Raw genomic sequence first — 20,530 nt, 5'->3', positions numbered from 1 at the left:
GCCATGGCTAACCAATCAAATTAGAGACTGATTCACGCAGTAGCAAAATAGATTAGTCTTTTTTGTAAACGTCGTGGCAACCTTTACAGCTTTTACCTGTGTTAGCAAAAGCTTGTTTAATGTTATTTTGATCGCTTGATTTAGCTGCAACAGCTAATGCCGCAGCATTATCTTGAAATGCAGTCATTTTGCTATCAAAATCGGCTTTATCCTGCCAAATTTTTGCTAGTGCTTCGGTATCGCCATTATCTGAACCGGCAATAAAACCTTCATGTGGTATCTTTGATAGCGCTGCAACATTGTCTGCACGAGTACTAAATACTGCTGCATCAAAAGGTTTTTTACCTTTTAGCATCGCGCCCATATCACCAAAGTTATAAGCAATTAAGCCGAAAGCAGCTTGGCGGTATTCAATGGCATCTGCAGGTTCTTCAAAATTATTCGCAAACACAGCAGGGATTATCATTGCGGTTGCCGCAACCGTTAGTAATATTTTTTTCATCGTCATCCTTCACTTTTTTGTGGGTGGTACTGGTTCCATAAGCACAGATATCCACATAATTAAGCTAAATTTTAACTAAAGTGCTAACCATTAAATGTTCAGCCTAATAATTAGTCGATTTTTTAGCGCTTAGTTATGAGGGTATTACACATCATTCTACACAATTTTATAAACACTTTGCGATATCTTTCATCAATAGCATACCGCAGTTATTTTTCATTTTTCATTACAAGTTTATCGCTAGCAATTTTGCTAATCGGCGTCGTTCCTTGGTACACTTGTAATGTCTGGGCATTACTAAAAAGAGAAAAACAATGCGTGCCAATTGGAATTTAGTAGTAGAAAAAATATTAACCCATGCAAATGAAGATGATTTGTCGGTGTTGTTTCATTTGTTATTAACTGAAGAAGAACGTAGTGCGGTTTCTGGACGTTTACAGGTGTTTCAAACGTTATTAGCAGGGGAGTTGAGCCAGAGACAAATTGCTGCAGAACATCAAGTGAGTATTGCAACGATTACGCGGTGTTCAAATTATTTAAAAAATATGCCAATACATCAAAGAGATTTAGTTAAAAAATTGATTTTAGGCTAAGCAATTAGCCATCGATGTGCATCGACACAATATTCCAGTCCTCAGTGCTGATAATTCAATGCTAATAAATTGCCAATATAACTGACTCGATAGGTGTTTTTATTACCTATCGAGCCTGAAGTGTTACTCATAAAATCAAATAGGCATTCATCAATGTTAATTACATTAGGTTCAGCATAAATTCCTGCTAATCAAATGTTCATGTTTTTTGTTCAGTTAATCTTTTTGATCCTCACCGCAATAGTTAATCTGACTATTGGTTAATTCCTCGCGGTAATCTGTGGTGACGATAACTTAAACGTCTTAAAAATAGGTATCCACCATAGGTGGTTAAACACAGTGCAAAAAGTGTGCTGGAATCTCTAGGGTAAAACCGATAAAGGCTCACAGCACCCAACACGTAAATAAAGGGTAATAAACCATAAATTGTTTCGGGAATGAATCCTGATTTGCGTTTACGTTTGGGGTCGGTTCTACGGTTCTTGGAGCGTAAGTTGTAAATATGTGCACCATATAAATACACTACAATTGAAGCAATAAGTGCATAATTTGGTTCGAGTAAAAAAATACTGACACTACCTACAAGCATGTAAGTGAACGGCAGTAATTCATACAGCGGTTTAATTAACATAAGCACTCCGTCGCTAGGTATTAATTATTATATTGGGAGTCAATTAGTAAGGATTGTACCCCCAAGTTATCCTTAACGGTCGATACAATAAATCTGACTAATTGATGTGATTAACGAGCTAACTATAACCTAAACAAAAAGGCACTGCCTAGTAACTAGACAATGCCTTACGATGTTTCAACCTTTTTACTGACAAATAGACATTAAAGATAGAATGAGTAACTTATCTATTTAATCAATAATGAATTAACGACAGCCACAGCCGCCATTTCCATCACAGCCAGGTTTTTCTGTGCCACATGATTCATGGTCGTGTCCGTGATCATGTCCATGGCTACCACAGCCGCCTTCTGCATGGATATGTCCATGAGATAGTTCTTCTGCTGTAGCTTCTCTTACAGCGATAACTTCGACACTAAAATGCAGTGACTGACCCGCTAGAGGGTGATTACCATCAACAACGATGACATCATCTTTCACTTCAATGACTTGAACAGGGCGTTGACCCATTTCAGTTTCAGCGATAAAACGCATACCTGGAACGATATCTTCGACATCACCAAATGCACTGACAGGAACTTCTTGCTTTAAACCTGGGTGATATTCGCCATAGGCTTGTTCCGCAGGGATCTTTGCCTCGATATTCTCACCAACAGTTTTACCTTCTAAAACTGATTCAAGTCCAGGAATTAAATTTTCAGTGCCATGTAAGTAAACCATTGGTTCACTTTCAAATGAACTTTCTACTAATAGACCTTGCTCATCAGATAAGCGGTAATGAATAGTGACCGCCGCATGTTTTGTAATTTTCATATCGCCTCCAATTGTGATGTGAGTATCATACCGTATTTTGATATCAGGCTGCGATGGCTAACATCAGTTTTTGGTTATTGAATCACAGCTTTTTTTATTTTGTCTTATGCTGCATGTTTTACTGAGTTCATGTTGAAAATAAATCATCTAATTAGTGATGAAAATGGATAAGGCGGATAAATCATCTTGGTAGTACATCTATTGGTAATCTTTTTATGAGTACGTATTAAACTACTTCTTGTATAATCCTGTATTTGTTGAACTTACTTGGCTTTACTTATTTTTTCACCGTTTACGTCAACGTTAGATTGGGCAGTCAATAATGGTTATGGCGACCGATTTTAGATTTTTAACAACTTGATTGTTAAAAAAATCAACTCTACTTAAAAAATAACTAGTAAATAAACTGTAATGAGGGGTTGACAACATTAGGTTAAAAAAGCAATTCTGTTAGCCAACGTGGATCAGCTATTTAATCTAATTAAATATTATCGATTAAATATTATCGGCAGTTAACATTTATCCTAACGAAGAGAATCATCAAATGTTTACCCTCATGCTCGTTGTAATTACAACCATTACAACCACCACTATTACCATAGTGGGGGCGGGCTGATTACACCCTAAAAGATTTTGCATAAAAAGCCCGCTTCTAACACCTGAAGCGGGCTTTTTTGTTTTTAATTCTGATATTTGATTTTAATTTAATGTTGTCACTTTAAAGTGGCAAGGAGAGCGACATGAAAGTAATGAAATTTGGTGGAACATCGTTGGCGAACTGGTCTCGTTTTTCGATGGCGGCAGACATTATTGCTGATACGGCTTCGACAGAATCTGTTGCTACGGTACTTTCTGCTCCTGCAACAGTAACCAATGCACTGTTAGAAATGGTTGATATAGCTGTTAATCAACAAGACTATCAGCCAGTGTTAGACCATATCAATGGTGTATTTAGTGGTTTATTTTCTGATGCCACTTCACTTATTACAGCCGTTCAACATAAATTATTGGTCGAGAAATTAGCTGCGCAAATGCAGGTTTGGAAAGATAAGTTGTATGGCATCAGGTTATTGGGAGAATGCCCTGATAGTGTTCGTGCTGAATTAGTGGTGACCGGAGAGCGCTTATCTGCAGCATTAATGGAACAAGTAATGTTGGCGAAAGACATTACTTCAGCACAATTAGATCCAGTCGCGTTATTTTTAGCTCATGGTCAGCCGTTGGAGTCTGTAGTCGATATTGCGGTGAGCAAGCCTCGCTTTACCTTATTGCCGCTTGATCAATACCGAGTCTGGGTGATGCCTGGATTTACTGCCGCAGATGCTCAAGGCAAAGTCGTAACTTTAGGTCGTAATGGTTCTGATTATTCTGCTGCAGTGTTGGCCGCTTGTTTAGACGCTTCTAGTTGTGAAATTTGGACTGATGTGGATGGAGTTTATAACACTGATCCACGTGTTGTGGCCGACGCTAAATTATTGTCACAATTAAGCTATCAAGAAGCGATGGAACTCTCATATTTTGGCGCCAAAGTATTGCACCCTAAAACGATTGCGCCAATTGCTCAATATCAAATCCCTTGTTATATCAAAAACAGTTTTAATCCGTCAGCTCCCGGTACATTGGTGTCTAATGATGATGACAAAACAGGGCTACAAGTTAAAGCGATTTCAAATTTAGACAATCAAACCATGTTTAACGTCTCAGGCCCAGGAATGAAAGGCATGGTCGGCATGGCAAGCAGGACTTTAGCGGTTATCTCTCGCAGTGGTATCTCGGTTTCTCTTATTACCCAAAGCTCATCTGAATACAGTATCAGTTTTTGTGTCTCTACCTCTCAAGCAAACAAAGCTAAATGGGCACTAGAACAAGAATTTGAGCTTGAATTAAAAAGTGAATTACTTGAGCCGATTGAATTACGTCAAGATTTGGCGATAGTGTCTTTGATTGGTGATGGTATGAAAACCCATAAGGGCGTAGCAGCTAAATTTTTTACAGCACTAGCTAAAGCCAGTGTCAATATCATTGCTATTGCTCAGGGTTCATCAGAGCGATCAATTTCTACCGTTATTCAACAGAAAAAAACCAAGCATGCCATTGGTGCATGTCATCAAGCATTTTTCGATGTGCAGCAGTATCTAGATGTGTTTTTAGTCGGTAGCGGTAATGTGGGTGCTGGATTACTCGATCAAATCAAGCAGCAAAGTGCGATGTTAAAAGAGCAGCACATTAGTATTCGTGTATGTGGGATCGCTAATTCGAGCCAAATGTTGTTGAATAGTGAAGGTATTGAACTTGGCGAGTGGCAGTCATTACTGGCCGAGCAGGGCCAAGCATATGATTTAGCTAAGCTACTTGAGTGGGGACAAGAGCAGCAATTACTTAATCCTGTACTGGTTGATTGTACATCAAGCGAGTTAGTGTCAGACCGTTACCTTGATGTGATGAATGCCGGTTTCCATGTTGTTACCCCAAACAAAAAATCGAATACTCGTGATTATGCTTACTATCAAGCATTGCGTAAAACGGCTTTAACTCAGCGTCGACAATTTTTGTATGAAACGACGGTAGGTGCTGGTTTACCTGTTATCGATAACTTGAAAAAACTCATGTATGCCGGAGATAAACTACATAAGTTTAATGGTATTTTGTCTGGGTCATTATCCTACATTTTTGGTATGTTAGATGACGGTATGAGCTTATCGCAAGCGACTGCGATTGCGCGTGACAAGTGTTTTACTGAACCCGATCCTCGTGATGATTTAAGTGGTATGGATGTCGCTCGTAAAGTACTCATTCTTGCTCGTGAAGTTGGCCTGCCATTAGAGCTTGAAGACATTAATATTGAATCTGTATTGCCAGCTGATTTTGATGACTCAGGCGATGTTAATCAATTTATGGCGAATCTTGCTTCATTAGATGACCTTATCTCTGCTCGAGTCGCTGCGGCTAAAACCGAAGGTAAAGTGCTGCGTTATGTTGGCCAAATTGAAGACGGGCAGTGCCATGTCAGAATTGTTGAAGTAGATGCAACTGATCCATTATACAGTGTTAAAGGTGGCGAGAATGCGCTGGCATTTTATAGCCGTTATTATCAACCAATTCCCTTTGTATTAAGAGGCTATGGTGCTGGTACTGATGTTACTGCTGCAGGGGCTTTTGCTGACGTATTAAGAACCTTAAACTGGACTCGTGAGGTTGGGTTATGAATCAAACGTTAAAAGTAAGCCAAGACACGCTTACTGTGTATGCTCCAGCGTCTATGGGCAATGTTGGTGTTGGCTTTGATTTGCTAGGCGCTGCATTGGCGCCGATTGACGGCTCATTATTGGGCGATAGAGTGATGATTAGCGTAGCTGCCAGCGGGGTTGAATATAGCCAAACAGGTGAATGGGCACATAAATTACCAAGCGATGGTAAGGACAATATTGTTTACCAATGTGCTGAGTTTTTTTTAGATAAATTACAGCGGCAAGATGGTGTCACTGTTTGTTTAGAGAAAAACCTTCCAGTAGGCAGTGGGTTAGGCTCTAGTGCCAGCTCTGTAGTCGCTGCGTTATATGCCTTAAATGAACATTTTGGACAGCCTTTTAACCAGCAAGCCTTATTAGCATTGATGGGCGAGTTTGAAGGGAAGATATCTGGCAGCGTGCATTATGACAATGTAGCGCCATGCTATTTAGGCGGCATGCAGCTAATGCTTAATGCCAGTAACAAAGCATGCGCTGCTATTCCAAGTTTTGATAACTGGTATTGGGTTATCGCTTATCCGGGAATTTCATTATCTACTGCCAAAATGCGCGAACTGCTGCCGCAGCAATATGATAAGTCTGTAGCCATCGATTTTGGTCGTTATTTAAGTGCATTTGTTCACGCGAGTTATCAGCAAGACGCTGCTTTGGCAATTGAAATGCTGAAAGATGTTTTGGCCGAACCTTATCGTGCATCCGCAATACCTGGTTATACCGAAGCACGAGCGGCATTAGCTGAATTAGGCATGCTGACTAGCGGTATTTCTGGCAGCGGCCCCACATTGTTTAGTGTAACCGACGATTTAGCCACCGCAGAAAAAGCCAAAAAATGGTTGATGCAACATTACAAACGTGAGCAAGGTGGTTTTGCTCACGTTTGTAAATTAGATAAACTAGGCACGCGCTGCGTGTAACGCTCTCTTTCACATTATTGATATTGAAATTTAAAAGGCAGTCGCAATGGAATTATATAACTTAAAACACCCATCGCAGGTAGTTAACTTCAGTCAAGCGGTTCAACTGGGTTTAGGTAAAGATAGAGGATTGTTTTTCCCAAAGTCCATTCCAGTACTATCCAATATTGATGCATTACTGGCATTACCCTTTGCTGAGCGAAGCAAAAAAGTCTTGGGTGCTTGGTTAGCGGATGAACTCGGGCAGGAGAATGTTGATAAGCTTGTTGATAAAGCATTTACCTTCGATGTACCACTCGTTAAGGTTGATGATAAACGTGCTTGTTTAGAACTTTTTCATGGTCCGACATTAGCGTTTAAAGATTTTGGCGCACGGTTTATGGCTCAATGCGTTGATTTACTTGCCGGCAATAAAAAACTGACTATTTTAACCGCAACATCGGGTGATACTGGCGCTGCAGTAGCGGATGCATTTTACGGCCTAGATAACGTCAATGTAATGGTGTTATACCCAAAAGGTAAAATTAGTGAACTGCAAGAAAAGATGTTTACTACCTTAGGTAAAAATATTCATACTGTGGCAGTAACGTCTGACTTCGATGCTTGTCAGCATCTGGTTAAACAAGCTTTTGATGACAGTGATGTTCGTGACGGCTTAGCGTTAAATTCTGCTAATTCGATTAATATTAGTCGTTTATTAGCTCAGATATGCTATTACTTTGAAGCGGTAGCGCAAGCTAAACAAGCTGGACATAATGAGCTTGTGATGTCTGTACCCAGTGGTAATTTTGGTAACTTAACCGCGGGGTTATTTGCTAAAGCCATGGGGTTACCAATTAAGCGTTTTATTGCTGCAACCAATAGTAATGACACGGTACCGCGTTATCTCACTGGTGGTGAATGGCAACCACATAAAACCGTGGCGACCATGTCTAATGCTATGGATGTGTCAGAGCCAAGCAATTGGCCTCGTGTAGAAGCGATTTGTGAGCAAATGGGCTGGCCGTTATCATTGGTAACTGGCGTGGCTCTTTCTGAAGATGCCACCGCTGGCGCCTTAGCAGAACTTTATCAATTGGGTTATCAATCAGAGCCCCATGCGGCGATTGCAGCTCATGCATTAACGCTTGGGTTAACTAGTAACGAAACTGGGGTGTTTCTTGGTACAGCGCATCCTGCTAAGTTTAAAGATGTGGTTGACCGTGAGTTGAACATTAATTTACCGTTACCTCCTGAATTAGCTGCAGTGGCACAAAAAACGATTTTATCTGCAGAATTAGATGCTGACTTTGACCAGCTTAAAGCGCATATGTTTGCTGTGCTAAAGTAACCTCTTAGTTTCAGGTATCTAACATCTAATATCAATTGGATTGGTATTAGGTGTTTTTTTATATTCCAATATTATGATCTTGGTCATACCTCATTATGCTTATCCCAGTGTAGATTAGTAAAAGACTCATTATTGGCTATTATTTATACATTGGTGTTTTGTAGATAGATGACGGGAGAAGGTTATGTTGCAACGTTTAATGCGCGATCATAAGCATATTGCCATTTTGTTGAATATCCTTTCGAATAAATTGACTCGATTGGCTGAAGGTAACGGAGTTAATTTTAATCTGGTTAGGGATATCGTTGAGTATATGCAAGGCTATGCTGAGCATAGTCATCACCCGTTGGAAGATATTATTTTCGATTATTACAGTAATAAAACAGGTTTAGCGAATTGTGGCCAACTTTATAATGAACATCATCGTTTGGCTGAGGCATCGGGTGCTTTAGTTTATAGCTTGAATATGATTCTTTCGGATGTGGTTATCTCGCGCGACAAGCTGATTAATGATCTTAAAGAGTATATTGAACTACAACAATTGCATATGCAGTATGAAGAACGAGAAGTCTTTCCGAATTTTGTTAAGGCATTAGATAGTAACGATTGGCAAAAAATAACCGTATTATGTCAAAATCGGTTAATTGAAGATCCGTTATTTAATGATAATGATAAAACGATCTTTGAAGATTTACGGACCTATATTGAACATGCAGATAATAAATGATGTTATTGCCCTTGGGCTAGAGGGCTATGATGTGCATTGCATAGGCAATCTATAAATCTTGGCAAACAAAAAGAGCGCATTATGCGCTCTTCTAATCGATTTTACGGTTAAGTGTGATGGGATCTAATTAAAGCACTAGTGTATTAACGTCGAAATCGAATGAATCATCAATATCTTGCAATTCCTTGAGTAAACGCTGCTTATCCTTAATGGCTTCAATTTCACGCCATTTGCGTTTTTTTGACGAGCTTTTTGAACGGGTTGGTCTTTCAACAACTTCGTCTAGCGCACCACCATAGTCTAATCGATCCATGGTAACCTCCCTTGTTATTATGATGTCTCTGCACAAATAAGTACCATATTTCAGCTATAGGGTGCAATAGTTGTGTTGCATTTACGTTACTAATAAATCACAATTTAGTGAATTCGATATCAAAAACGCATAAAAAAACCTCAGCAAGCTGAGGTTTTTATTCAAGGCTAGTTTTTGTTTTATAGCTTACCTTTACGGTATAGGTTCACTAATGCATTGCTCGATCCATCTAAATCGGTAGCATCGTGGTCTGCACCAATTCGTTCAAGCACATCATTGCCTAATTGCTTACCTAGCTCTACACCCCATTGATCAAATGAGTTTATCTGCCATATAGCACCCTGAACAAAGGTTCTGTGCTCATATAGCGCGATTAACGCACCTAATGTTGTTGGCGTTAGCTTATCCATCAATAAGGTATTACTTGGCTTATTACCAACCATTACTTTATGTTTGGCTATAAGCGGCTTTTGTTGCTCATCAAGCTTGCTATTACTTAGCTCAGCAAGTGCTTCATCGTAGGTACGACCTTGCATTAAGGCTTGGGTTTGTCCAAAGCAGTTTGATGCAAGTTGGTCATGATGTTCACCCAACGGATTATGACTTTGCAGCGGCATAATAAAGTCAGCAGGAATAAGTGCAGTGCCTTGATGTAGTAACTGGTGGTATGCATGTTGACCGTTAGTGCCTTCACCGCCCCAAATAACGGGACCGGTGCTGTAATCGACGTCAGTACCATCGAGAGTCACTGATTTACCATTACTTTCCATGTCGAGTTGTTGGAAATAAGCTGGAAGACCACGTAAGTAATGATCGTAGGTTAAAATGACATGTGATTGAGCACCATGAAAATTACCATACAATACTGACAACATAGCCATGATGACTGGCATGTTTTGTTCGATAGGCGTATCAGCAAAATGTTGATCCATTTGATGCGCGCCATCTAACAAGGCCGTAAAGTTATCCATACCAACAAGTAGCGCAATAGGTAAACCAATGGCTGACCATAATGAGTAGCGTCCGCCAACCCAATCCCACATTGGGAATATGTTGTTTGCGTCCATACCAAACTCAGTGGCTTTTGTTACATTCGATGTTACTGCAACAAAGTGTTTAGCCACATCTTGTTGGCTTGCACCCTGGCCTAAAAACCAATCTTTAGCGCTAAGGGTGTTGGTTAGAGTCTCTTGAGTACTGAATGATTTTGACGACATCACAAACAATGTGGTCTCAGCATTGAGGTTTTTTAATTTTTCACAAATAGATGTCGCATCTACGTTGGCAACAAAATGGCAATTAAGTCCTTCTTGCCAATATGGTCTAAGCGCTTGTGAAACAATTTTAGGTCCAAGAAATGAACCTCCAATGCCGATACTGACGATATCTGTAATCGCTTTACCGGTATAACCTTTCCACTCGCCTGATTGCACAGAGCCAACAAACTTAGCCATTTTAGCTAATGTTTGTTGCACTTCAGGAACGATATTCGCTCCTTCAGCAATAATCGTTTGAGTTGCTTTACTGCGTAATGCAGTGTGCAATACTGAGCGCTGTTCGGTGTTGTTAATCACATCACCATTAAACATTGCAGTAATTTTTTCACTCAGTTTTGCTTCTTTAGCGAGAGAGAATAGCAGCTTAAGTGTTTCATCGTTCACACGGTTTTTAGAGTAATCTAAAAACAGACCACAAGCCGCAACGCTCATTTGCTCAAAACGTTGTGGGTTTTGGGCAAATAATTCGCGCATGTGAGGTAGTTGACTTGAATGGGTTTGTAGCGCCTTCCAAGTCGTGCTTTGTGTCAGTGTAGTCACGAGTAAAGCCTCCAACTAGCTTAATTTTGTTTTTAGCATAACTTCTAGTTTGCCTTGATCGATGGCAAAATTACGAATGCCTTCTGCTAACTTATCAACTGCCATTGGGTCTTCGTTAAATGCCCAACGGAATTGTTCTTCAGTTAACGCAGCTGGAGCAGACTGTGTTGCTGGCGTTGCAACCAATTTCTGGATAATTTCTACATCAGTATTGGCTAATTCTTCTAACAATGCTGGTCCAATCGTTAGACGATCACAACCGGCTAATTCGATAATCTCACCGATATTTCTGAAACTTGCACCCATAACAACTGTGTTATAACCGTTCTGCTTGTAGTAGTTGTAAATCTCAGTAACAGAGACAACACCAGGATCGGTTTCTGCAGTGTAATCTTGACCGGTGTCTTTTTTATACCAATCTAAGATGCGACCCACAAAAGGCGAAATAAGGTATACGCCAGCTTCTGCACAAGCTCTTGCTTGAGCAAAGCTGAATAGCAATGTTAGATTACAGTTGATGCCTTCTTGTTCAAGTTCTTTTGCTGCGCAAATACCTTCCCAAGTAGAAGCTAATTTGATCAAAATACGTGATTTATCAATTCCGGCATCTTTATATAATTTGATTAGCTTGTGCGCTTTGTCGATTGAGCGTTGCTTGTCAAATGATAAGCGAGCATCGACTTCTGTTGAGATACGACCTGGCACTAGCTTTAAAATTTCTACGCCAATATTCACAGCAAGCTTGTCACCTGCATCTTCAATCTGTTGTTCAATACTGTGGCTTTGAGTTTTAGCCCATTCGATAGCATTCTCGATAAGAAAAGCATATTCAGGGATCTGCGAGGCTTTTAAAATGAGTGATGGGTTGGTTGTTGCATCTTCAGGCTGGTAACGTTTAATAGCTTCTATGTCGCCGGTATCAGCAACGATGGTCGTGAATGATTTGAGTTGCGCGAGTGCATTGGCCATGGAAATTTCCTCTCGTTAAGCAATGAATATAGATCAATGCCTTTATTAGAAGCGATTTTAGGGATTATTCCAACTTTATTTGTAAAAAAATTACGAAATTATCCGTTATTTTCGCTTATTTAAAGCCATTATTGTTGCCAAATGGACAGAATCGGTCAGATTATACGGAACATACTTCCAATTCTAATACCGCAACGTCAGTGTTAGTCACTGGCGTACTGGTTTTTACGTTGTTCTTAAAATAAAAAAGTCGCTGCAAGCAGCGACTTCTAAAGTATAGCGTATCTATATTACAATTAACGTAATACTACGCGCTTTTCTGTACCCGTCACGATAGCTTCGATACGACGGTTAACACGGTTAGCTTCAGCTGAGCTACCTTGCATAACTGGTTTAGTTACACCGTAACCAACAGAACTGATACGGCTGATGCTAATGCCATATTTTTTGTTTAGTGCACTTGCAACTGCTACCGCACGACGCTCAGAAAGCTTCATGTTGTATTCTGCTTTACCTACGTTAGACGCATGGCCTTGAACAGATACAGTGTGTTGTGGGTATTTAGTTAAGTGGTCAGCAAGTTTTTCTAAATCAGCAAACGAACCAGCACGGATTTCAGCTGAATCATTAGCAAATAAAATACCACCTAAGTCATACTTAGTTGTAACGTTTTCATAAACGCTACAACCAGTAGCATCAACTTTGTGAGTTGATGGTGTGTCTGGACATTTGTCGATGTTGTTTGTTACGCCATCTTTATCATCATCACCAAGTGGAACAACAACTGGTGCAACAACAACTGGAGCAGCAACTGGAGCTGGAGTACTAGTACCAAAACGGTAGCTTAGCTCAAGACCCCAATAGTTACTTTCCATTGAAAGTGTATTCCACTTTTCTTCGTCAAGATTTTCATAACGACGGTATTTAGCTTGTAACTTTAAATTGTCAGTAAAGTTATAACCAATACCAGCACCTAAGTATGGTGCAATACCGCTATCACTGTAATATTCAGTGTTGTATTCTTTTTTGTTCGAGATTAGGTAGTTAAACGCACCAGCTTCAGCTGATAAGCTCCACTTGTCTGCAAGTGGGTAAAAACCAACAAAACCTAATGACATTCCACGAGCACCAACATCATTGCGCTTGTTAGAATAATCAGTCCACTCAGCACGACCGAGGTCACGGTAGCCTAGTTCAATACCAACATATTCGTTAAATAAATAACCACCAAAAACATCCCAAGCATATGGGTCATCTTCACCACATACTTTCATGGTTTTTTGGTCACAGCTAGGTTCATAGTTGTTTACGCCTAAACCACCACCAACGTACCAAGGTGTTAATTCTTGTGCAGCTGATGCAGCGAAAGGCAACATAGAGGTGAGTAATACTACTTTTAATGTGTTCTTCATCATATTTACGTCCATTGTTATTTTACTCCACCAAATATGCATGTAACGGAGTTGTTATTGTCATGCATTACTGACGCTTAATGTGGTGTTTCTTTGTATTTTAGTCAGCGGCGCAATTATGGTTGGTAATTAGATGTTTTTCCATAGTAAAAAGGATTAATTTTTGGTAATGGAAGAGTCGATAGCACTTAGGTTGAAATTCTATTTCTTTGAAATAATGAATCAAAACATGAGTTAAGTATGTTTGTTCTATTTTATAAATGATTGAAAACGAATTGTGAATATCATCATTATTTTTAATAAGTTAGTTTAATCTGCCCTAAATGGATACTTTGGGTAACGATAAAAACAAAAATACGCCCTGAAGGCGTATTTTTTATTGTGTAAAGTCGCTTTACTTAACGAGTCCACACCCAGTTTTCGATCTCTTCAGGATCGACGCCGTTCGCTTTGATATAGTTTTTATGGTCTACCAAGCGTTGTAACATGTCGGTAGTGATGGTCACATGTTGTGATTCATCAATTACGCCTTGTTGGAATAACTTGTATGCCATATCAATCACTAGGTGGTAACGAGAAGTACCGTTACGCACGCCCATATCAAATGGAGTTGTAGTTGAACCTTCTTCTTCATAACCTTTGATGCGGAAGCGACGGTTACCTTTATAATCAAACACTAGCTTTTTGATGGTGTTTGGGTAGCCATGGTAGTTAAATATCACGCCTTTATCTTCAGTGAAGACTTCATCCATCATCCAAGGCTTGCTTTGGAACTTAAGGCTACCTAGGCCGCTGCTGTGAAGTTCTGACACACTCACAAAACGGATACGAACTCTTGGTAAAATTTCACGAATTAATACCAATGAAGCCATACATTCTTGCGTTGCATAGTCACCACAACCTGCAAGTACTACATCTGGGTTTTCATCAGAGGCGAAATCCCACACCATGATGCCATCTTTTGCTTGCTTACGGGCTTCATCCAGTGATAACCACTGTGGAAGAGACTTCTTACCAGCAACGATAATGTTCAGTTTATCGCGATCAGCATAAGCACGTTCAGTGTAAACCAAGGTGCTGTTAGCATCTGCTGGTAAATAAGCAGAGATAATGTTTGGGTGCTTCTCTAGCATAGCGCCAAGGAAAGACGGATTCTGGTGAGAATAACCGTTGTGATCTTGACGTTCTAATAATGAAGACAATACGACGTTACATGCAGGGATAGGCTTACGGAAATGGATGCCTTGGCTTGCATGAACATATTTACAGTATTGATCCGCCATTGATGACACTACTTGTGAGAAAGCCTCGTAGGTAGGGAACATACCGTGACGACCTGTTACTGTGTAACCATGTAGCATACCGAAAAGTAAATTTTCAGATAGCAGTTCAATCACGCGGCCATCGCGAGACATATCTTGATCCCAGCTTTCGATTGGCCACTGCCATGCGCGGTCGGTTTCTTCAAACACAGCTTGTAGTTGGTTTGAGTATGTTTCATCAGGGCTGAAGATTCGTAAGTTACGTTGATCGCGATTTAGTTTGAATGCATCACGCATCCACTCACCCATTTTCAACATTGAGAAACCACGTTGACCACGAGCTGTTTCTGAACCGTAACCCAATTTGTTTAAATCTGGATTTGCTAAAGCACGTACCACTTCACCGCCGTAACTTAGACGTTGACGACCACAACATAACTCTTTTGGTGGCATCAAAGACATAATGTCTTTATCAAATATCAATTCACCGCTTTCAGTGGTTTGCACTAATTCGTCAAACTTGTAGCTAGCCAACCACTTATCAAGTGCTTCAAGATGGCCTTTATCTTTGGCGCAGTTGCTCACAATAACTTGATGAGATTCGCAGTTACCTGCTAGTTTTTTGCCATCATATTCAGTGGTACCAGTCCAACCTTTTGCTGTTCTCATTAAAATAACTGGCCAGCGTGGTTTAACGACATCTTCGCCTGAACGTGCGCGACGTTGAATGTCATTGATCATGTCATATGACAAGTCCATTGCTGCAGTCATCTGTTCAAAAATATCGGTTTCCATTTCATCGTCAACGATGATTGGGTGATAACCAAGACCACGGAATTCTAGATCTAGCTCTTCATGGCTCATACGACCCATACGAGTAGGGCCAGAAATTTTGTAACCGTTAATATGTACGATTGGTAGAACTGCACCGTTGTTATCTGGTGAGACTAAACGGTTGGCATACCAAGATGCAGCTAATGGACCTGTTTCTGCTTCACCGTCACCAATTAAACAGGCGGCAATAAGATTTGGGTTATCTAATACAGAGCCCCAAGCAACTGAAAGTGAATAACCAAGCTCACCACCTTCTAGTATTTGACCTGGTGCTTCAGGGTTTGCGTGTGATGGATAACCATAAGCAGCTGAGAATTTTTTACAGATATCTTCGATACCCGTTTCTGTATAAGGTATGGTCTCTGGGTAGAAATGGCTTAATGAACCTTCTACAAATAAGTTAGCCTGTACTGCTGGGAAACCGTGGCCAGGACCAACAAGGTAAATGAATTCACGCTTATGCTTAACAATAAGACGGTTGACGTTAGCGTAAACAAAGTTGATACCAGGACATGTTCCCCAGTGACCAAGTAAACGAGGCTTGATGTCAGTATGTTGTAAAGGACGCTTAAAAAGTACGTTTTGCTTCAGGTAAATTTGCGATGTCGCCAAGAAGTTAGTCGCTCGTACGTATTTTTTTAGTGCAGTTATTTCATTTGAGTTAGTCATTGTGACCTCGATTAAAAGTGAAAATAATTATTTAACTTTCTTTGAGAACACTGTATCTGTAATTTAATTACAATAATGTGGCCTTTATCTAATTTTTGACGAGTAACTTTTAGTTTAGATCGCAATTTTGGCCAGTATGTCGATAATTACTTGAAATTTAATAACGATTTGCCAATCCTTTAAGCATAGAGCATTAATAATAGAAGTGATAAAATGTGATGGATATCACTTGTTGTTTTTTGTTTTATTTGTGTTGCTTCAAAGTGTTATTTACTTAGGCAATGTATCTGGTAGGTAACGTTGTTTTAGCATTCACTGTCCTTGATGATCTATACCTATTAATCCACCATCATTAGCTTTTATAATGGCGCCTTTATTTGGCACTTTTATTGGTTTTACCGTTTGACACATAGCAGCTTGCATATGAAGTGCCTGGTCTGTCCATTATGTGATTTAACATTCAGCGCAATAGCCTGATACAGAAAAATAACCTTATAACGGGGAAGATTAGACAATATGGCAATGTTAGAAACGATTATTAATTTCATGAATAGCCTGCTTTGGGGCAAGCTATTAGTTTATGGGCTGGTAGGTGCGGGATTATTTTTCACCATTCGTCTCGGTTTTATTCAAGTCACTCACTTTGTTCATGGCATTAAAGTATTGGCTATTAGCCGTCGCCCAGGTAAGCATGGCTTATCATCATTTCAAGTTTTTTGTACTAGCATGGCTGCGCGTGTAGGCGCCGGTAACATGGCCGGTGTGGCCGTTGCCATTGGTACAGCAGGACCCGGTGCTGTGTTCTGGATGTGGGCTATTGCGGTTCTCGGTATGGCAACCGCAATGATTGAGTCGACACTTGCGCAAGTCTATAAAGTGAAAGATGGTGATGGTCAGTACCGAGGTGGGCCTGCTTATTATATGGAGAAAGGTCTCGGTCAACGTTGGATGGGCGTGCTTTTCTCAATCTTTTTAATTCTAGCTTTTGGTTTAGTATTTAATGCTGTTCAAGCTAACACTATAACTGGTGCGATGACGCAAGTGTTTGGCTTTGAGCCCGTCTATGTTGGAATCGGCATTGTTATTTGCAGTGCCTTTGTCATCGTAGGAGGCCTTAAGAAGGTTGCTAAAGCGTCTGAGTTAATTGTGCCTGTGATGGCTATTGCTTATATTGCTATTGCTTTTGTCGTTGTGGGTATGAATATTGAAAAGTTACCCGACATATTCATGTTAGTTATTAACAGTGCATTTGGTTGGCAAGAAGCCGCTGCTGGTGGTGTTGCATTTAGTGTTTCACAAGCAATGCAAGCTGGTATTGCCCGAGGATTGTTTTCAAACGAAGCAGGTATGGGAAGTGCCGCTAACGTTGCGGCAAGTGCATCACCAAACCCTAACCACCCAGCATCGCAAGGTTTTGTGCAAATGATGGGCGTGTTTGTTGATACAATTGTTATTTGTACCGCAACAGCAGCGATTATTTTATTATCCGGTGATGCAGCCTCTAGCTCTGATGGTATTGCTAAAACTATTAGTGCATTAACCAGTCATGTAGGTGATTGGGGCGGGGCATTTATTGCTTTTGCTATTTTACTCTTTTGCTTTACGTCTATTATTGCCAACTATTCATATGCCGAAACTAATGTCATGTTCTTGTCAGGCAATAGTAAAAAAGCCTTACCTATATTCCGTTTAGTGGTTTTGGGTATGGTGATGTTTGGTTCTCTTGCTAAAATTAGTTTGGTTTGGGATTTAGCTGATGTGTCGATGGGGCTAATGGCCATTGTTAACTTAGTGGCATTAGTCTTGTTGTCTGGTCTAGCGGTTAGAGTGATTAATGATTACCGTGAACAGATAGACGCCGGTATTGATCCGGTATTTGACACCAGTAAGTTTCCGGAATTAGCCGATCAATTAGAAGAAAAAATTTGGCCTAACTCAGCAGAGGCGGTCAAAAAATAATATTTACCTATTAAGGTAATCGAAAAAACCATGCTACTACAGCATGGTTTTTTTATATCAGTTCAGTATGATGACATTATGATTTTATCCGGAGCGTACTTATGCTGGTTTTAGTTTCACCTGCGAAAACATTAGATTTCGAAAATCCACCTATCACTAATACCCATACTCAACCGTGTTTACTTAAACAAAGCCAAACATTGATTGATGTATGCCGTGAATTAACACCAATGGATATTGCCAGTTTAATGAAAGTAAGCGATAAAATTGCCGGACTGAATGCTGCGCGTTTTGCTGACTGGCAACCACCGTTTACCCTTGATAATGCCAAACAGGCTATTTTCGCGTTTCGAGGCGATGTCTACACAGGATTTGATGCCGATCATTTATCTGAATCACAAATGGCTTCTAGCCAAAAGTATCTGCGTATTTTGTCTGGTTTGTATGGTTTGCTTAAACCATTAGATTTAATTCAACCGTACCGGTTAGAAATGGGTACTAAACTGACAAACCCACAGGGCCGTAACTTATATGCTTTTTGGGGCGAGACTATCACTGCTGAAGTGAATAAGGCGTTGAAAGAGCAAGGTGACGATATCATTGTCAATTTAGCCTCGAATGAATACTTCAAATCGGTCAACGTTAAGCAACTTGAAGGACAGTTGATTACGCCAGTCTTTAAAGACTGCAAAAAAGGTCAGTTTAAAGTGATTAGCTTTTACGCCAAAAAAGCGCGTGGATTGATGGCTCGTTATATAGTTGATACTAAACCTACCAGCGTTGAACAATTAACAGCATTCGATCTTGAAGGTTATTATTATAACGAAGTGCAATCGACACCCACAGCGCCAGTATTTTTACGAGACGAACAAAAGTAACGTTCTCTAAAATAATAAATTTGCTCACTGAAAAGCCCTTAAATAAGGGCTTTTTAGTGTCTGATTTTTAAACTCGATTGGAAGAAACCAACTAGTGTTGTTCTTTTTGCTGAGTAACAGGCCTTAAGTCAATTTCTGATTGCGCCATCATATACGCAAATTGTGCATAAGCTGCAGCACTCTGGGCTAGTTTCTTGGGATCAATTTTATCCAAGGTGTCGTTAGGTGTATGGTGATAATCAAAATAGTCTGTACCATCTTGGTTTAACGACGCTACTGGAACACCTAAGGCTGGAAGAATTGAAACATCTGGGCCACCAGACGCTTCATTATTTCCTAGCTCGACGCCGTTTAACGTCATCGCAGAATGTTCTTGTTTGACTTGCTCAAATGTAGCGGCATTAACGTTAAAATCAATCTTGTATACTGGTCCTGCGCCAAAATCAGATTCTGCGGCAATATAATGCTTATCTAATTCATCAGCATGTTGTGCTGCATAGGCTTTACCGCCGACTAAACCGACTTCTTCTGCAGCGTATAATACCACTCTAATAGTACGTGCTGGCTTTTGTGGTAAGTCTTGGATAAGTTTAGCTGCGGTGGTGACAATCGCCACACCAGCGCCATCATCAATTGCACCTGTACCTTCATCCCATGAATCTAGATGAGCACCGATAAGGACTATTTCGTCAGGCTTACTACTGCCAGTGACTTCTGCAATGACATTATAAGATGTGGCTATGCCTAGATTTTCGGAGGTCATATTTAATGATAACGTGATGTTAGGATCGCGCTTTAACATTGCATTAATTAAATCGGCGTCTGGATTCGACATTGCTGCCGCAGGAATTTTAGGTGTCCCTTCTTCATATCGCATCATACCAGTATGGGCCATTCTGTCATGATCCGTACCAATAGAGCGGATAACGATGGCTACCGCTCCTTTTTGTGCAGCGACTATGGCTCCTCGAGAACGGCCGCCTACGGATTCGCCATAACCTTTACCTGTAATATGGCGTTCAGTTTTGTGGTCGATGAATACAACTTTGCCTTCGATGCGTCCTGGTGATGCATTAGATAGCTCTTCTAAGCTGTCAAAGCGTACAATTAATGCTTGAATACCGTTAACAGGCGTTGCTACGCTACCACCTAAGGCAGTAACGACTAATGGCTGCTCATAAGGCGCTACGATACTTGCGTGTGCACTGCCTCTTGACCATGCAGGAACTTGAACCGACTCCTTGTACACTTTATCAAATCCGAGCAACCACAATTTTTCCATAGCCCAATCTACCGCGACTATATCTTTATCCGTGCCAGCTAATCTTGGCCCAACTTCAACAGTGAGTGATTCGACTATGTCATAACTTAAACGAGACGATAAAGCCTGTTTGGCTAATTGTTGGCTAATTTTTGCATCATCAGAATCATTAATCACTAATTGAGGTGCTGTTGATTTGGTTGGTGACGTTGTTTGGCAGCCAATAAGTGCGGCAAAAATGGCACCGACGAGAGAGGCTCTTTGATAGTTTTTCATGAGTTTCCTTTGATTATTTTAGCTAAGTCTCATTTTTTACAACAATCTACCAAAAAGTGTGCTTTATGTCCCGACTCTATTTGTAAGGGAACGCTATATTAGAGCGGGGTTAGATGAGGAGA

At 40.3% G+C, this 20,530-nt stretch carries 16 protein-coding genes and 1 other annotated feature; of the genes, 7 read left to right on the top strand and 9 right to left on the bottom strand.

The features are described from left to right. Window positions 1-52: 52 nt before the first annotated feature. Window positions 53-502: a c-type cytochrome gene (locus EGC86_RS01115; protein ID WP_123776377.1), complete on the bottom strand. Its 450-nt coding sequence runs from the start codon at window positions 500-502 to the stop codon at window positions 53-55. A gap of 314 nt (window positions 503-816) precedes the next feature. Here EGC86_RS01115 and trpR point away from each other — a divergent pair, with 314 nt between their 5' ends. After that, window positions 817-1,095 (top strand): trp operon repressor, encoded by a 279-nt coding sequence (gene trpR, locus EGC86_RS01110; protein WP_011638357.1) that lies wholly within the window; start codon window positions 817-819, stop codon window positions 1,093-1,095. A gap of 253 nt (window positions 1,096-1,348) precedes the next feature. Here the strand turns inward: trpR and EGC86_RS01105 are convergent, their stop codons facing one another. Beyond that, window positions 1,349-1,726 (bottom strand): hypothetical protein, encoded by a 378-nt coding sequence (locus EGC86_RS01105; RefSeq protein WP_011638356.1) that lies wholly within the window; start codon window positions 1,724-1,726, stop codon window positions 1,349-1,351. A 246-nt stretch (window positions 1,727-1,972) separates the two neighbouring features. Continuing rightward, complete coding sequence (gene slyD / locus EGC86_RS01100) at window positions 1,973-2,539, bottom strand: peptidylprolyl isomerase (protein WP_011638355.1); 567 nt, start codon at window positions 2,537-2,539, stop codon at window positions 1,973-1,975. A gap of 556 nt (window positions 2,540-3,095) precedes the next feature. After that, window positions 3,096-3,218 (top strand) — a sequence feature (Thr leader region). 61 nt (window positions 3,219-3,279) lie between these two features. Between slyD and thrA the strand changes: the two genes are divergently transcribed. The 4 genes from thrA to EGC86_RS01080 all read left to right on the top strand — a co-directional run bounded on the left by thrA (window position 3,280) and on the right by EGC86_RS01080 (window position 8,758). Continuing rightward, window positions 3,280-5,745, top strand: coding sequence for a bifunctional aspartate kinase/homoserine dehydrogenase I (gene thrA / locus EGC86_RS01095; protein ID WP_123776376.1), 2,466 nt, complete (start codon window positions 3,280-3,282; stop codon window positions 5,743-5,745). After that, entirely contained in the window at window positions 5,742-6,701 is a 960-nt protein-coding gene (gene thrB, locus EGC86_RS01090) for a homoserine kinase (protein WP_123776375.1), read from the top strand. The genes thrA and thrB overlap by 4 nt, the downstream gene beginning before the upstream one ends. Window positions 6,702-6,747: 46 nt before the next feature. Continuing rightward, the gene (gene thrC, locus EGC86_RS01085; protein ID WP_123776374.1) at window positions 6,748-8,031 is read left to right on the top strand and encodes a threonine synthase; all 1,284 of its coding nucleotides are present in this window, start codon (window positions 6,748-6,750) and stop codon (window positions 8,029-8,031) included. A gap of 184 nt (window positions 8,032-8,215) precedes the next feature. Further along, window positions 8,216-8,758 (top strand): hemerythrin domain-containing protein, encoded by a 543-nt coding sequence (locus EGC86_RS01080; RefSeq protein ID WP_102037198.1) that lies wholly within the window; start codon window positions 8,216-8,218, stop codon window positions 8,756-8,758. A gap of 127 nt (window positions 8,759-8,885) precedes the next feature. Here EGC86_RS01080 and EGC86_RS01075 read toward each other — a convergent pair whose 3' ends face one another. The 5 genes from EGC86_RS01075 to EGC86_RS01055 all read right to left on the bottom strand — a co-directional run bounded on the left by EGC86_RS01075 (window position 8,886) and on the right by EGC86_RS01055 (window position 16,034). Further along, a complete protein-coding gene (locus EGC86_RS01075; protein WP_011638350.1) occupies window positions 8,886-9,071 on the bottom strand; it encodes a DUF3545 family protein in 186 nt (61 codons plus the stop codon). A 179-nt stretch (window positions 9,072-9,250) separates the two neighbouring features. Then, window positions 9,251-10,888, bottom strand: a complete 1,638-nt coding sequence (gene pgi, locus EGC86_RS01070; protein WP_011638349.1) for a glucose-6-phosphate isomerase — start codon at window positions 10,886-10,888, stop codon at window positions 9,251-9,253. 15 nt (window positions 10,889-10,903) lie between these two features. After that, window positions 10,904-11,857, bottom strand: coding sequence for a transaldolase (gene tal / locus EGC86_RS01065; RefSeq protein ID WP_059744070.1), 954 nt, complete (start codon window positions 11,855-11,857; stop codon window positions 10,904-10,906). A 296-nt stretch (window positions 11,858-12,153) separates the two neighbouring features. Beyond that, window positions 12,154-13,272, bottom strand: a complete 1,119-nt coding sequence (locus EGC86_RS01060) for an OmpA family protein (RefSeq protein WP_165872318.1) — start codon at window positions 13,270-13,272, stop codon at window positions 12,154-12,156. A 395-nt stretch (window positions 13,273-13,667) separates the two neighbouring features. Continuing rightward, the gene (locus EGC86_RS01055) at window positions 13,668-16,034 is read right to left on the bottom strand and encodes a phosphoketolase family protein (protein WP_123776372.1); all 2,367 of its coding nucleotides are present in this window, start codon (window positions 16,032-16,034) and stop codon (window positions 13,668-13,670) included. A gap of 522 nt (window positions 16,035-16,556) precedes the next feature. Here EGC86_RS01055 and EGC86_RS01050 point away from each other — a divergent pair. Both EGC86_RS01050 and yaaA read left to right on the top strand, forming a co-directional pair. After that, the gene (locus tag EGC86_RS01050) at window positions 16,557-17,993 is read left to right on the top strand and encodes an alanine/glycine:cation symporter family protein (protein ID WP_123776821.1); all 1,437 of its coding nucleotides are present in this window, start codon (window positions 16,557-16,559) and stop codon (window positions 17,991-17,993) included. A 101-nt stretch (window positions 17,994-18,094) separates the two neighbouring features. Continuing rightward, window positions 18,095-18,871 carry a peroxide stress protein YaaA gene (yaaA, locus tag EGC86_RS01045; protein ID WP_123776371.1) on the top strand — a complete coding sequence of 259 codons (777 nt, stop codon included), beginning with the start codon at window positions 18,095-18,097 and terminating at the stop codon, window positions 18,869-18,871. Between the two features lie 91 nt (window positions 18,872-18,962). Here the strand turns inward: yaaA and EGC86_RS01040 are convergent, their stop codons facing one another. Then, window positions 18,963-20,408 carry a M20/M25/M40 family metallo-hydrolase gene (locus tag EGC86_RS01040; RefSeq protein ID WP_011638343.1) on the bottom strand — a complete coding sequence of 482 codons (1,446 nt, stop codon included), beginning with the start codon at window positions 20,406-20,408 and terminating at the stop codon, window positions 18,963-18,965. Between the last annotated feature and the right edge of the window lie 122 nt (window positions 20,409-20,530).

This window comes from Shewanella frigidimarina (assembly GCF_003797125.1).
GTDB lineage: Bacteria > Pseudomonadota > Gammaproteobacteria > Enterobacterales > Shewanellaceae > Shewanella > Shewanella frigidimarina.
This window is presented reverse-complemented; position numbering and strand designations above follow the sequence as displayed.

Coding starts and splice junctions, on each gene's coding strand:
- EGC86_RS01115 (WP_123776377.1), bottom strand. CDS start 502: ATGAAAAAAATATTACTAACGGTTGCGGCAACCGCAATGATAATCCCT.
- trpR (WP_011638357.1), top strand. CDS start 817: ATGCGTGCCAATTGGAATTTAGTAGTAGAAAAAATATTAACCCATGCA.
- EGC86_RS01105 (WP_011638356.1), bottom strand. CDS start 1,726: ATGTTAATTAAACCGCTGTATGAATTACTGCCGTTCACTTACATGCTT.
- slyD (WP_011638355.1), bottom strand. CDS start 2,539: ATGAAAATTACAAAACATGCGGCGGTCACTATTCATTACCGCTTATCT.
- thrA (WP_123776376.1), top strand. CDS start 3,280: ATGAAAGTAATGAAATTTGGTGGAACATCGTTGGCGAACTGGTCTCGT.
- thrB (WP_123776375.1), top strand. CDS start 5,742: ATGAATCAAACGTTAAAAGTAAGCCAAGACACGCTTACTGTGTATGCT.
- thrC (WP_123776374.1), top strand. CDS start 6,748: ATGGAATTATATAACTTAAAACACCCATCGCAGGTAGTTAACTTCAGT.
- EGC86_RS01080 (WP_102037198.1), top strand. CDS start 8,216: ATGTTGCAACGTTTAATGCGCGATCATAAGCATATTGCCATTTTGTTG.
- EGC86_RS01075 (WP_011638350.1), bottom strand. CDS start 9,071: ATGGATCGATTAGACTATGGTGGTGCGCTAGACGAAGTTGTTGAAAGA.
- tal (WP_059744070.1), bottom strand. CDS start 11,857: ATGGCCAATGCACTCGCGCAACTCAAATCATTCACGACCATCGTTGCT.
- EGC86_RS01060 (WP_165872318.1), bottom strand. CDS start 13,272: ATGATGAAGAACACATTAAAAGTAGTATTACTCACCTCTATGTTGCCT.
- EGC86_RS01055 (WP_123776372.1), bottom strand. CDS start 16,034: ATGACTAACTCAAATGAAATAACTGCACTAAAAAAATACGTACGAGCG.
- EGC86_RS01050 (WP_123776821.1), top strand. CDS start 16,557: ATGTTAGAAACGATTATTAATTTCATGAATAGCCTGCTTTGGGGCAAG.
- yaaA (WP_123776371.1), top strand. CDS start 18,095: ATGCTGGTTTTAGTTTCACCTGCGAAAACATTAGATTTCGAAAATCCA.
- EGC86_RS01040 (WP_011638343.1), bottom strand. CDS start 20,408: ATGAAAAACTATCAAAGAGCCTCTCTCGTCGGTGCCATTTTTGCCGCA.